General features: G+C 71.5%; 13 protein-coding genes. 10 read left to right on the top strand and 3 right to left on the bottom strand.

The window, feature by feature from the left end:
* The first annotated feature begins 2 nt into the window (after positions 1–2).
* From M8542_RS22485 to M8542_RS22475, 3 genes are read left to right on the top strand one after another with little or no spacing between them, the layout of a single operon-like run.
* Complete coding sequence (locus M8542_RS22485; protein WP_257922184.1) at positions 3–1232, top strand: sugar ABC transporter substrate-binding protein; 1230 nt, start codon at positions 3–5, stop codon at positions 1230–1232.
* 4 nt (positions 1233–1236) lie between these two features.
* Positions 1237–2301 carry a carbohydrate ABC transporter permease gene (locus M8542_RS22480; RefSeq protein ID WP_257922183.1) on the top strand — a complete coding sequence of 355 codons (1065 nt, stop codon included), beginning with the start codon at positions 1237–1239 and terminating at the stop codon, positions 2299–2301.
* Positions 2298–3113, top strand: coding sequence for a carbohydrate ABC transporter permease (locus tag M8542_RS22475; protein ID WP_257922182.1), 816 nt, complete (start codon positions 2298–2300; stop codon positions 3111–3113). The genes M8542_RS22480 and M8542_RS22475 overlap by 4 nt, the downstream gene beginning before the upstream one ends.
* Position 3114: 1 nt before the next feature.
* Here the strand turns inward: M8542_RS22475 and M8542_RS22470 are convergent, their stop codons facing one another.
* Positions 3115–3969, bottom strand: coding sequence for an LLM class flavin-dependent oxidoreductase (locus M8542_RS22470; RefSeq protein WP_257922181.1), 855 nt, complete (start codon positions 3967–3969; stop codon positions 3115–3117).
* Positions 3966–4985, bottom strand: a complete 1020-nt coding sequence (locus tag M8542_RS22465; protein ID WP_257922180.1) for an aldo/keto reductase — start codon at positions 4983–4985, stop codon at positions 3966–3968. Before M8542_RS22465 ends, M8542_RS22470 begins: the two co-directional genes overlap by 4 nt.
* An 89-nt stretch (positions 4986–5074) precedes the next feature.
* Between M8542_RS22465 and M8542_RS22460 the strand changes: the two genes are divergently transcribed.
* The 7 genes from M8542_RS22460 to M8542_RS22430 all read left to right on the top strand — a co-directional run bounded on the left by M8542_RS22460 (position 5075) and on the right by M8542_RS22430 (position 10473).
* Positions 5075–5614: a TetR/AcrR family transcriptional regulator gene (locus tag M8542_RS22460; protein ID WP_257922179.1), complete on the top strand. Its 540-nt coding sequence runs from the start codon at positions 5075–5077 to the stop codon at positions 5612–5614.
* A complete protein-coding gene (locus M8542_RS50390; protein WP_257922178.1) occupies positions 5611–6702 on the top strand; it encodes a cytochrome P450 in 1092 nt (363 codons plus the stop codon). Before M8542_RS22460 ends, M8542_RS50390 begins: the two co-directional genes overlap by 4 nt.
* Positions 6703–6706: 4 nt before the next feature.
* Positions 6707–7138, top strand: coding sequence for a pyridoxamine 5'-phosphate oxidase family protein (locus M8542_RS22450; RefSeq protein ID WP_257922177.1), 432 nt, complete (start codon positions 6707–6709; stop codon positions 7136–7138).
* 116 nt (positions 7139–7254) lie between these two features.
* Positions 7255–8454, top strand: coding sequence for a cytochrome P450 (locus tag M8542_RS22445; RefSeq protein ID WP_257922176.1), 1200 nt, complete (start codon positions 7255–7257; stop codon positions 8452–8454).
* Entirely contained in the window at positions 8451–9104 is a 654-nt protein-coding gene (locus tag M8542_RS22440; RefSeq protein WP_257922175.1) for a TetR/AcrR family transcriptional regulator, read from the top strand. The genes M8542_RS22445 and M8542_RS22440 overlap by 4 nt, the downstream gene beginning before the upstream one ends.
* Positions 9101–9301, top strand: a complete 201-nt coding sequence (locus tag M8542_RS22435; RefSeq protein WP_257922174.1) for a ferredoxin — start codon at positions 9101–9103, stop codon at positions 9299–9301. The genes M8542_RS22440 and M8542_RS22435 overlap by 4 nt, the downstream gene beginning before the upstream one ends.
* Entirely contained in the window at positions 9298–10473 is a 1176-nt protein-coding gene (locus M8542_RS22430; RefSeq protein WP_257922173.1) for an NAD(P)/FAD-dependent oxidoreductase, read from the top strand. Before M8542_RS22435 ends, M8542_RS22430 begins: the two co-directional genes overlap by 4 nt.
* Here M8542_RS22430 and glmS read toward each other — a convergent pair.
* Positions 10422–12245 (bottom strand): glutamine--fructose-6-phosphate transaminase (isomerizing), encoded by a 1824-nt coding sequence (gene glmS / locus M8542_RS22425; RefSeq protein ID WP_257922172.1) that lies wholly within the window; start codon positions 12243–12245, stop codon positions 10422–10424. The two genes, M8542_RS22430 and glmS, sit on opposite strands and share 52 nt — an antisense overlap.
* Positions 12246–12260 lie beyond the last annotated feature (15 nt).

Here is a 12260-nt window from a genome sequence, read left to right as displayed (position 1 = left end):
CGATGCTTCCCCGCCGAACTGTGGCCGCCTTCGCGGCGGCCGGCCTGCTGCTCCCGCTTTCCGCCTGCGGCAGTGGTTTCGACGACTCGGCCCAGCCCGCCACCCAGCAGGCCGGGCCCGCCACGCTCAAGGTGATGATCGCCGCGAGCGGCGGCGCCGAGCTCAAGGCCATGCAGGACGCCGCCGCGGCGTGGCACCCCGACGGCTCGAAGGCCGAGGTCGTCAGCGCCAACGACCTGCCGCAGCAGCTCAGCCAGGGCTTCGCGGCGGGCAGCCCGCCGGACGTCTTCGCCGTCGACGCCACCAAGTTCCAGGGCTACGCCGACGAGATGCTCCCGTACGGCGATGGACTGTCCTACAAGGAAGACATCTACCCGACGCTGCGCACGACGTTCACCAAGGACGGCAAGCTCTACTGCGCCCCCAAGGACTTCTCCACCCTCGCGCTCGCGATCAACACCGACGACTGGACGGCGGCCGGGCTGACCGACAACGACGTCCCGAAGACCTGGGACCAGCTCAAGACCGTCGCCCAGAAGCTGACCACCGGCGGCCGGACCGGGCTCGTGTTCAACGACTCCCGCGACCGCATCGGCTCCTTCATGGTCCAGGCCGGCGGCTGGTCGGTCGACGCCGACCAGAAGAAGGCGACCGCCGACACCCCGCAGAACCTCCAGGCCCTGACCTACGTCCGCGACCTGCTCGCCTCAGGCGTCGCCAAGTACCCGAAGCAGATCGGCGCCGGCGACTCCAGCGAGGCGTTCGGCCAGCACAAGGCGTCGCTGAGCATCGACGGCAACTGGATGGCCGGCGGGATGAAGAAGGACTACCCGAACGTCAAGTACCGCGTCGTCGCGCTGCCCGCCGGGCCGGCCGGACCCGGGACGCTGTCGTTCACGCAGTGCTGGGGCATCGCCGCCAAGAGCAAGTTCCAGGAGCAGGCCAAGCAGCTCGTCGACTCTTTCATGCAGCCGCGGCAGCAGCTCGCGTTCGCCGAAGCGTTCGGCGTCATCCCGTCGCGGCAGTCGGTGCGGGCGCAGTACGAGCAGAAGTTCCCGGCCCAGGCGGCGTTCGTCGCCGGGGCCGAGCACGCGCACGGGCCCGTCACGCTGGCCAAGATGGACCCGGTGCTGACCGACTTCGACGCCCAGCTGCAGCAGCTGCCGGGCGCCGACCCGAAGCGGATCCTGCAGCAGCTGCAGCAGAACACCGCGGCCGCGCTGGGGCAGTGACGCCATGGGCACACTGCTCACCACGCCGGTGACCCCGGGTGCCGCACCCCTGCGCGGCGCCCGGGGCCGCCGCCCCCTCCGGCGCGACGGCCGGGCCGGCTGGCTCTTCCTCACCCCGACGCTGGTCGTGCTCGGCCTGTTCATGGTGCTGCCGATCCTGATGGCGCTCTGGGTGAGCGTCAGCGACTGGACCGGCAACGGCAGCCCGTTCTCCTCGCGGGTGAACTTCGTCGGCGCGGACAACTACGCCGCGCTGCTCACCGAACCCGGGCTGACGCGCCAGAACTTCGCCACGAGCGTCCGCAACAACGGCTACTTCGTGCTGTTCGTGGTGCCGCTCCAAACCGCCCTCGCCCTCTTCCTGGCCGTGCTTCTTAATCAGCGAAAGCTGCGGGGCCGCCAGTTCTTCCGGACCGCGTTCTACTTCCCGACCGTCACCAGCTCGGTCGCGATCTCCGTGGTGTTCCTGTTCCTCTTTTCCAGTACGGGCACGGTGAACGCGGCGCTGAAGCTGTTCGGAGTGGACGGTCCGAGCTGGTTCGCCGACCCGCGCGGCATCTTCCACCTCGCGCTCGGCGACCCCGCGAGCCCGCCGTCGGCGCTGGCGGGCCACGGGTTCCTCGGCCTGTCCTGGTGGGACTGGCTCTCCGGCCCCAGCGTCGCGATGTGCTCGATCATCGTGCTCGTCGTCTGGACTTCCACCGGCGGCTTCATGCTGATGTTCTACGCGGCACTGCAGAACCTGCCGCCGTCGGTCGACGAGGCCGCGCTGATCGACGGCGCCACCACGTGGCAGCGGTTCTGGCGGGTCACGCTGCCGCAGCTGCGCCCGACGTTGTTCCTCGTGCTGACGCTCGGCCTGATCGGCACCTGGCAGGTCTTCGACCAGGTGTACGTCCTCAGCCGCGGCAAGCCGGCCAACACCACGCTCACCCCGGCGTACCTGTCGTACTCGTCGTCGTTCGTCGGGCACCAGTGGGGTCAGGGCGCGGCGATCGCGTTCCTCCTGTTCGTCGTGATCGTGGCCTTCACGCTGGTGCAGCGCTGGGCCCTGCGGGAGCGCAAATGAAGAAGCGCTGGCTCGGGTACGCGGCCCTCGTCCTGGTCGCGGCGCTGTACATCTACCCCTTCCTCATCCAGCTCGCGACGGCGTTCAAGACCGACGCCGACGCCACCGCGCACCCGCTCCTGCCCTGGCCGCACCAGTGGTCGGTCAGCGTCTTCCGGACGCTCGCCGAGCAGGACTTCCCGCGCTGGGCGGCGAACTCGGTGTTCGTCTCGGTGACGATCACCGTCGGCCGGGTCGTGTTCAACTCCCTGGCCGGCTACGCCCTGTCCCGGTTGCGGTTCCGCGGCCGGAACGCGGTCTTCGGCGCCGTCCTGGCGGTCATCGCGGTGCCGAGCGTGGTGCTGCTGATCCCGAAGTTCCTGGTGCTGAACCAGTTCGGGATGTACGACAGCTACGCGGGCATGATCATCCCGCTGCTGGTCGACGGCACCGGGGTGTTCATCATGAAGCAGTTCTTCGACACCGTGCCGGTGAGCGTCGAGGAAGCGGCCCGGATCGACGGCGCGGGCCCGTTCCGGACGTTCTGGTCGGTGGTGCTGCCGATGTCCAAACCGGCGTTGATCACCGTGACCATCCTGTCGTTCCAGGGATCGTGGAATGAGCTGCCGCACTACATCGTGTCCCGCCAGGACCCGGCGCTGAACACGCTGACCAGCGGGGTGGCGAGCCTGGTGTCCGGCGAACTGGGCCAGGGCAACCAGTTCCCGCTGAAGCTCGCCGCGGCGCTGCTGATGACGGTGCCGGTGGCGGTCGTCTACTTCGTGTTCTCGCGCCGGTTCACCCGAGGAAGCTACGAAGGGGTCGACAAGTAGCTCAGCGGATCAGCTCGTCAGCGACCCACCGCGCGACGCCGTCGGGGTACGGGTTCGCCAGCCCGAGCACGACGTGGCCGAACCCGGCGTCGACCGCCTCGGCGATCTTTTCGCGGGTGGCGGCGGGCTTGTCGTAGTCGACCGGCAGGAAGATCGAACGCGTGATCTCCCGCGGGTCGCGGCCGATCTCGGCGCAGTAGCGGTCGAGCAGCCTGCTGCGGCCCGCGAGGTCCTCGATGTCGCCGCCGCCGGGGATGTTCCACTGGTCGGCGTGCTCGGCGACCACGCGCAGCGTCGCGCTCGCCCGGCCGCCGATCATGATCGGCACGTGCGGCTGGACCGGCTTCGGGTTCCCGAAGGCGCCCTCGAGCTTGACGTACTCGCCGTCGAAGTCGAACGGTTCCTCGTCCGTCCACAAACGACGGATGACGGTGCACGCCTCGGCGAGCGCGGCGACGGCGTCGTCCTGGGTGTGGTAGGGCAGGCCGTGGCCGTCGTACTCGCGGCGGGCCAGGGGATGGCTCGGCCGCGAGCCGGCGCCGATGCCGAAGTCCAGGCGCCCGCCGGAGACGACGTCCACGGTGGCCGCGATCTTCGCGAGCACGGCGGGCGGCCGGAAGCGGTTGCTGGTCACCAGCAGGCCGAGCCGGATCCGCTCGGTCTGCGCCGCCAGCGCCGAAAGCAGCGTCCAGCCTTCGAAGATCGGGCCGTCCGGGTCGCCGCCGATGGGCATGAGGTGGTCGAACAGCCAGGCGTGCTCGATCTCGGGGATCGCGTCGGCTTCGCGCCAGACGCGCCGGAGTTCGTCGTAGCCCACGTTCATGGGCGCGGTCAGGATGCCGAAGCTGGTCATCATCGCCTCCGGAGGGACTTCTCGAGCAGGGCGGGCGGGGTGTCGAACTTCTCGTGCGCGGCCAGGTCGACACCGGGCGCGACGATCGTGTCGATCTCGTCGAGGACGTCGGCGGTCAAGACGGTGTCGGCGGCCGCGAGCTGCGCCTGGAGGTGGCCGAGCGTGCGTGGGCCGATGAGCGCGCTGGTCACGCCCGGGTGCGCGGTGACGAACCCGAGCGACAGCTGAATCAGCGAAAGCTGCGCTTGGTCGGCGAGCTTGGCGAGCTTCTCGACGGCGTCGAGCCGGGCCTGGTTGGCCGGGTCGGTGAGGTCGAAACGTTGCGGCAGGACCTGCGCGCGGTTGGTGCTGATCTCCCGCCCGGCGCGGACCGCGCCCGAAAGCCAGCCGGACGCGAGCGGGCTCCAGGCCAGCACGCCGAGGCCGTACTCCTGGGTCACCGGGAGCACGTGGGCTTCGATGCCGCGTTGCAGGATCGAGTAGCTGGGCTGCTCGGTGACGTACCGGCTCAGGTGGTGTTCCCGCGCGGCCCACTGGGCCTGGACGATCCGGTACGCCGGGAACGTCGACGAGCCGAAGGCGCGGATCTTGCCCGCGCGCTGCAGGTCGGTCAGCGCGGAAAGCGTTTCCTCGTCACTCGTCGCGGGGTCCCAGCGGTGCATCTGGTAGAGGTCGACGTGGTCGACGTCGAGCCGGCGCAGGCTGTCGTCGAGCGCGCGGACGACCCAGCGCCGCGAGGTGCCGCGGTGGTTGCGCTCGTCGCCCATCGGCATCGCGGCCTTGGTGGCGAGCACGACGTCGTCTCGGCGGTTCTTGATCGCCTTGCCGACCATGACCTCGGACTCGCCCTGGCCGTACATGTCGGCGGTGTCGATGAGGTTGATCCCGCCCTCGAGGGCGGCGTCGACGATGGCGGTGGCCTCGTCCTGGGTGGTGCGCCCGATGGCGCCGAAGTTCATCGCGCCGAGCGCGAGGGTGCTGACCTGGACGCCGGTGCGCCCCAGGGTGCGGTACTGCATTTCGGTGGCCTCCGTGACAAGATGGCAAACGGAACGTTGCTCCGCTAACGATACGGAGCATTGTTCCGGTTAGCAACCCGGGAGGTGTGATGGGCAGGCCCAAGCGTGCCGACGCGCAGCGCAACGAGAAGACGCTGCTGGACGCGGCGGCGGCGGTGTTCGTCGCGTCGGGGGTCGACGCCCCGGTCCGCGACATCGCGGCGAAGGCCGGCGTCGGGATGGGCACGATCTACCGCCACTTCCCGACCCGGGCCGACCTGATCGTCGCCGTCTACCGGCACCAGGTGGAGGCCTGCGCCGACGCGGGTCCCGTGCTGCTGGCGAAGGCGGCTTCGCCGCACGCGGCACTAACGGAGTGGATCGATCTGTTCGTCGACTTCCTGGTGACCAAGCACGGGCTGGCCGGCGTCCTGCAGGGCGACGGCTTCGCCTCGCTGCACGCGTACTTCCTCGATCGCCTGGTCCCGGTGTGCGCGCGGCTGCTGGAAGCGGCCGAGCTGACCGACCGGGTGCGGCCGCTGGAGCTGATGCGCGGGGTGGGCAACCTCTGCATCGGCGCGGAGGACGACAACCCCGACTATGACGCTCGCCGCCTGGTCGGGCTCCTGATCGAGGGGCTGCGGGCGTGATCGAGCAGCTCACGACCGACCCGTACCCGCTGCTGGCCCGGCTCCGGGCGACCGAGCCGGTGGCCTGGCTGCCGGACCTGAACGGCTGGCTCGTCACCCGGCACGACCTCGCGCTGCGGGTCATGCGTGACGCCGAGACCTTCACCGTCGACGACCCGCGCTTCTCGACCGCCCGGGTCGTCGGCCCGTCGATGCTCTCGCTCGACGCCGATGCGCACACCCGCCACCGGACGCCGTTCGCGCGGCACTTCCGGCCCCGGGAGATCGCCGAGCGGTTCGAAGGGTTCGTCCGGGCCGAGTGCGCCCGGCTGGTCGACGGGTTCGCCGCGGCCGGGCAGGCCGAGCTGCGGCGGGCGCTGGCCGGGCCGCTGTCGGTCGCGGTCGTCGGCGAGGCATTGGGCCTGGCCGACACCGACACCGCGCGGGTACTGGCCTGGTACGACGCGATCGTGTCCACAGTGGACGACATCGCGGCCGGCCGCGTGCCGGACTCCCGGGGCACGACGGCGTTCGGTGAGCTGCGGGCGCACCTCGAGGGCTCGGTCGGCCGGCGCTCGCTGCTGACCGAGGCGGCTTCGACGCTGGACTTGCCGGAGGTGGTCTCGAACGCCGCGGTGCTGATGTTCGGCGGCATCGAGACCACCGAGGGCATGATCGCCAACCTGTTGTCGCACCTGGAGCACCTGGACCGCGCGCGTCTCCCGGCGGCGATCGAGGAGTCGCTGCGGCTGGAGCCCGCGGCGGCGGTGGTCGACCGGTACGCGACCCGCGACGTCGCGCTCGCGGGTGCGTCGATCGCCCGCGGCGACCTGGTCACGGTGTCGCTCACGGCCGCCAACCGGGACCCCGCGGTGTTCGAGGACCCGGACGTGTTCGACCCGGGCCGCCCGAACCTGCGCAAGCAGCTGGCCTTCGCGCACGGCCCGCACTTCTGCCTCGGCGCCGACCTCGCCCGGCTGGAGACGCGGATCGCCGTCGAAACGGTGCTCGACCGGTTGCCGGGCATCACCCTGGCGGAGCCGGCCGCGGTGTCCGGGCTCGTGTTCCGCAAACCCGGCGGCGTCCACGCGCGGTGGCTGCCATCATGACCACATGACGGCGTGGCGTGAGTTCGAAGCGGCGGAACCGGAGTTCGCGAGGCGCGTGCAGGAGCTGTTCGACGCGCACCGGCACAAGACGATGGCGACGGTGCGGGCCGACGGCTCGCCCCGGATCTCGGGCATCGAAATGAAGTTCGCCGACGGCGAGCTGACGTTCGGCTCGATGCCGAACGCGCGCAAGGGCGCGGACCTGAAGCGCGACCCGCGGCTGGCGCTGCACAGCGCGACGGTCGACCCGGTCGACGGCGAAGAGGCGAAGTGGCCGGGAGAGGCGAAGATCTCCGGTCGGGCGGTCGAGGCGGGTGACCGCTTCCGCGTGGACGTCGCCGAGGTGGTGCACACACACCTGAACCCGGCGGCGACCCTGCTGGTCGTGGAGTGGTGGACGCCCGAGGCCGGCCTGCGCAAGGTCGAGCGCGAATAACCGCCGCGCGCGCCGGCGACGTTCTCTTGTCAGCGAGATTTAAGTCAAGCGCTTGACGTAATCAAGGTTCGTCGCCATGCTCGTCGTAGGGGTCATTCACCAACGAGGAGTCCGACGTGACGCAAAGCCACACCGATCTGCCCCGCTTCCCGTTCGCCGCCGACACCGCGCTCGAGCCGCCCGCGGAATGGGCCGAGTTCCGGGAGAAGTGCCCCGTCGCGCACGTTCGGCTGGCCAGCGGGGACGAAGCCGCCCTGATCACGCGCTACGCCGACGTCAAGAGCGTGCTCTCCGACCCGCGGTGGACCCGGCCCACCCCCGCCGACAACGCCGCGCGCGTCGCCGACACCGAGTCCGGCGGGGTGTTCAACAGTGAGATGGCCACCGTCCTCCCGCAGCACGGCGAGGGCCACCTGACCTGGCGCCGCACGCTCGGCAAGTGGTTCACCGCCAAGCGGATGAACGCCCTGCGCCCCGGCATGGCCGCGATGGCCGAGCAGCTCATCGACGACCTGGTCGCCAAGGGCGCGCCCGGCGACCTCAAGGCCGGGCTCGCCTTCCCGCTCCCGGTCTGGGTCATCTGCGACATGCTCGGCGTGCCCGACGCCGACCGCGACCGGTTCGCCCACTGGTCCGACGTCATGCTCAGCATGACCCGCTACACCCAGGCCGAGTTCGACGCCGCGCAGCAGGACTTCGGCCGGTACATGGGCGGGCTCATCGCCGAAAAGCGCGCCGACCCGGGCGAGGACATCCTCAGCGCGCTGCTGCCCGAGGGCTGGTCCGACGCCATGCTCACCGCCACCGGCATCGGCCTGCTGATCGCCGGGCACGAGACCACCGCGAACATGATCGCCAAGATGGTCGCGATGCTGCTCGCCGACCGGACCCGGTGGGAGCGGCTGCTGGCCGAACCGGCGCTGGTGCGCACCGCCGTCGAGGAGTCGCTGCGGCTGGACGCGAACGCGGGTGTCGGCATGATGCGCTACTTCACCGGCGAGTTCGAGGTCGGCGGCGCCGTGCTGCCCGGCGGCACCACCGCGATGTGCAGCATGGCCGCGGCCAACCGCGACGAACGCGCGTTCGAGAACGCCGCCGAGATGGACCTGGGCCGCAGCCCGAACCCGCACCTGTCCTTCGGCGCCGGCGCGCACGCGTGCCTCGGGCAGCCGCTGGCCCGCACCGAGCTGCAGGTCGTCCTGGAAGTGCTGCTGCGCAAGCTGCCGTCGCTGGAGCTCGCCGTCCCGGCGGCCGAGCTGCGCCGCGTCGAGGGGCTCGCCGTCGGCGGACTGCGGGAACTGCCCGTCCGGTGGTGACCGCGGTGGACCGGGCGTACGCGACGCGCGAGGCGATCCTCACGGCGGCGGAACGGCTCTACGCCGAACACGGCGTGCTCGCGGTGTCGAACCGGCAGATCAGCGAGGCCGCCGGGCAGGGCAACAACACCGCCGTCGGCTACCACTTCGGCACCCGCGCCGACCTGGTCCGGGCCATCGCGCGCCGGCATTCCGCGGCGGTCGAGCGGCTGCGCGCGCGGATGCTGGCCGACGTCGGCGACAGCGTGGACCTGCGGGACTGGATCCGCTGCCTGGTCCACCCGTCGACCGAGTACCTGGCCCGGGCGGGCTCGCCCAGCTGGTTCGCCCGGTTCACCGCCCAGGTGATGACCGAGCCGTCGCTGCGGCCGGCCGTCGCCGAGGAAACGCTGGCCTCGCCCGCGCTCGCGGCGACCGTGGCCGGGCTGACCCGGTGCCTGCCCGAGCTGCCGCCCGACGTCCACGCCGAACGCAACGCCATGACCCGGCAGCTGCTGATCCACACGATGGCCGAGCGCGAACGCGCGCTCGGCGAAGGCGGCGCCACCCCTAGGGCCAGCTGGCGCGAAGCCGCCACGGGCCTCACCGACGCACTGGTGGGGCTGTGGCTCGCGCCCGTGACACCCCGAACCGAAGGAGAACAACCGTGAAGGTCACCGTCGACGAAGGCAAGTGCTGCGGCGCGGGCACCTGCGTGATGCTGGCGCCGGACGTGTTCGACCAGCGCGACGACGACGGCATCGTGGTCCTGCTCGACGAGACGCCGGGCGCCGAGCTGCACGCGACCGTCCGCGAGGCGGCCAGCGTGTGCCCGGGCGTCGCGATCTCGGTGAGCGAGGACGCGTGACGGTCCTGGTCGTCGGCGCGTCCGCCGCCGGGCTCGCCACGGTGGAAGCGTTGCGCCGCAAAGGTTACGCCGAGCACGTGACCGTGCTGGGCGCCGAGGCGCACCGGCCGTACGACCGGCCGCCACTGTCCAAACAGGTCCTCGCCGGCGACTGGCCGCCCGAACGGGCGAGCCTGCGCACGCCGGAGCACCTGGCCACCTTGGACGCCGAGTTCGTGCTCGGCGACCCGGCGGCGCGGCTGGACGCGCGCACGCGGACCGTCCGGACCCGGAGCGGCCGGACGCTGAGCGCCGACGCCGTCGTGCTGGCCACCGGGTTGCGGCCGCGCACCCTGCCCGGCCAGGAGGGGCTCGAGGGCGTCCACGTGTTGCGAACCCTCGACGACACCCTGGCCCTGCGGGCGGACCTGACACCGGGCAAGCGGGTGGTGGTCGTCGGGGACGGCGTCCTCGGCGCGGAGATCGCGGCCACCGTGTGCGGCCTGGGCGTGCCGGTGACGCTGGCCGGCCCGCAGCCCGCGCCGCTGGCCTACCAGTTCGGGCCACTGGCCGCGGGGTTGCTGGCCGAGCTGCACACCGCCCGCGGTGTCCACTTGCGACTGGGCGCGGCGGTCACCGGGCTGTCCGCATCGGACGGCCGGGTGACCGGAGCGGGCCTGGCGACCGGCGAGGTGCTGCCCGCCGACGTCGTCGTGGTGGCGTTCGGCGCCGCGCCCGCGACCGAGTGGCTGGCGGGCAGCGGGATCCTGTGCGACAACGGCATCGTGTGCGACTCGCGGTGCCGCGCCGCCGACGGGATCTACGCGGCGGGCGACGTCGCCCGCTGGCACCACGAAGGCCTCGACGTCCTGCTGCGGCTGGAGAACCGGACCAACGCGACCGAGCAGGCGGTCGCCGTCGCGGGGAACATCCTCGGCGACGACCGCCCGTACACGCCGGTGCCGTACTTCTGGACGAACCAGTTCGACGCGCGGATCCACGTGTACGGCCGGCTGTCGGCCGTCGCCGAAGTGTCCGTTGTGGACGGTTCAGTGGCCGGTGGCCGGTTCGTGGCCGAGTACCGCGAGGACGGCCGCGTGACCGGGGTGCTCGGCTGGAACATGCCCAAGCAGGCCCGGGTTCACTCCACGGTGACCGACTTGGCCAGGTTGCGCGGCTTGTCGATGTCGTAGCCCAGCGTCAGCGCGGCGTGGTAGGCGAGCAGCTGCAGCGGGATGGTCAGCAGGATCGGGTCGAGCTCCGGTTCGGTGCGCGGCACCACGATCCGCGGGACGTCGAGCTCGCCGAAGTCGACGTTCTCGTGCGTCACCGCCAGCACCGCGCCGCCGCGGGCACGGATCTGCTGCATCGCCGCGAGGTTGCGGTCGGCCAGCTCGTCGGCCGGTACGATCGCCACCGTCGGGAGCGAGTCGTCGATCAGCGCCAGCGGGCCGTGCTTCAGCTCGGACGTCTGGTAGGCCTCCGCGTGGCGGTAGGAGATCTCCTTGAACTTCTGCGCGCCTTCCCTGGCGACCGGGAACCCGCGGACGCGGCCGATGAAGAACAGGCTCTTCGCGGTGGCCGCGGCCTTCGCATGCTCGGCGATCGCGGGCTCGTCGTCCAGGACGGCCTTGATCTGGCCCGGCAGGGCGCGGATCGCGTCGATGATCCGCTGACCGTCCGCATTGGACAGGTCGCGGACGCGGCCGAGCGACAGCGCGATCAGCGCGAAGCCGACGGCCATGTTGGTCAGCGCCTTGGTCGAGGCGACCGCGATCTCCGGGCCGGCGTGCAGGTAGACGCCGCCGTCGCAGGCGCGGGCGATGGTCGAGCCGACGACGTTGACCAGGCCCACGACCCGGCCGCCCTTGCGCTTGATCTCCTCGACGGCGAACGCGGTGTCGATCGTCTCGCCGGACTGGCTGACCGCGATGTAGAGCGTGTCCGCCTCGATGATCGGGTTGCGGTAGCGGAACTCCGACGCGGCTTCGGCGTCGGCCGGGATCCGGGCGAGCTCCTCGATCATCGTCGCGCCGATCTGGCCGACGTAGTACGCCGAACCGCAGCCGAGGATCTTCACGCGGCTGAACCCGCGCAGCTCCCGGGGCGTCAGGTTGAGCCCGTCGAGGCGCGCGACGCCGAACCGGTCGTCGAGCCGGCCGCGGATCATCCGTTCCACGGACTCGGGCTGCTCCTGGATCTCCTTGGCCATGTAGTGCGGGAACCCGCCGAGGTCGAGGTCTTCAGCGGCGATGTCGATCTCGGTGGCCGGCTTGGTCGTGTCGCTCTCGTCGACGGTGAAGGTGCGGTAGCCGGTGGCGAAGACGGTCGCGAACTCGCCGTCGTCGAGGTGCGCGACCTGCGAGGTGTGCCGGACGAGCGCGGCGAGGTCGCTGGCGACGAACATCTCCCGCTCGCCGACGCCGATGATCAGCGGCGAGCCGTTGCGCGCGATCACCAGCCGGTCCGGGTACGCGGCGTCGGTGACGGCGATCGCGTACGTGCCGGTGATCCGCGAGACCGCCTCGACGACCGCGTCTTCCAGGGTGGCGGCGCCCGACCGCGCGATCAGGTGGGCGAGGACCTCGGTGTCGGTCTCGGAGGTGAGGGTGACCCCGGCGTCGGCGAGCTGGGCGCGCAGGGCGTCGGCGTTGTCGATGATCCCGTTGTGCACGACGGAGATCCGGCCGTCTTCGGAGGTGTGCGGGTGGGCGTTGGCCTCCGACGCGGGCCCGTGCGTGGCCCAGCGCGTGTGGCCGATGCCGACCTTGCCGGTCAGGCGCTTGGGCAGCGCGGCGGCGAGGTTGCGGACCCGGCCGACGACGCGGTGGACCTGCACGGTGTCCTTGGGGCCGAGGACGGCGATGCCCGCGGAGTCGTAGCCGCGGTACTCGAGCCGGGTCAGGCCCTCGATCAGGATGGGGGCGGCGTTCTGGCCGCCGATGTAGCCGACGATCCCGCACATGGCGAACCTCTTCTG

Origin of the sequence: Amycolatopsis iheyensis, assembly GCF_024703995.1 — a bacterium.
In the GTDB taxonomy this organism is placed as follows: Bacteria; Actinomycetota; Actinomycetes; order Mycobacteriales; family Pseudonocardiaceae; genus Amycolatopsis; species Amycolatopsis iheyensis.
The sequence above is the reverse complement of the archived record's forward strand: the minus strand, read 5'-3'. Positions and strand labels throughout refer to the sequence as shown.

Coding starts and splice junctions, on each gene's coding strand:
- M8542_RS22470 (WP_257922181.1), bottom strand. CDS start 3,969: ATGATGACCAGCTTCGGCATCCTGACCGCGCCCATGAACGTGGGCTAC.
- M8542_RS22460 (WP_257922179.1), top strand. CDS start 5,075: ATGGGCAGGCCCAAGCGTGCCGACGCGCAGCGCAACGAGAAGACGCTG.
- M8542_RS22485 (WP_257922184.1), top strand. CDS start 3: ATGCTTCCCCGCCGAACTGTGGCCGCCTTCGCGGCGGCCGGCCTGCTG.
- glmS (WP_257922172.1), bottom strand. CDS start 12,245: ATGTGCGGGATCGTCGGCTACATCGGCGGCCAGAACGCCGCCCCCATC.
- M8542_RS22450 (WP_257922177.1), top strand. CDS start 6,707: ATGACGGCGTGGCGTGAGTTCGAAGCGGCGGAACCGGAGTTCGCGAGG.
- M8542_RS22475 (WP_257922182.1), top strand. CDS start 2,298: ATGAAGAAGCGCTGGCTCGGGTACGCGGCCCTCGTCCTGGTCGCGGCG.
- M8542_RS22465 (WP_257922180.1), bottom strand. CDS start 4,985: ATGCAGTACCGCACCCTGGGGCGCACCGGCGTCCAGGTCAGCACCCTC.
- M8542_RS22480 (WP_257922183.1), top strand. CDS start 1,237: ATGGGCACACTGCTCACCACGCCGGTGACCCCGGGTGCCGCACCCCTG.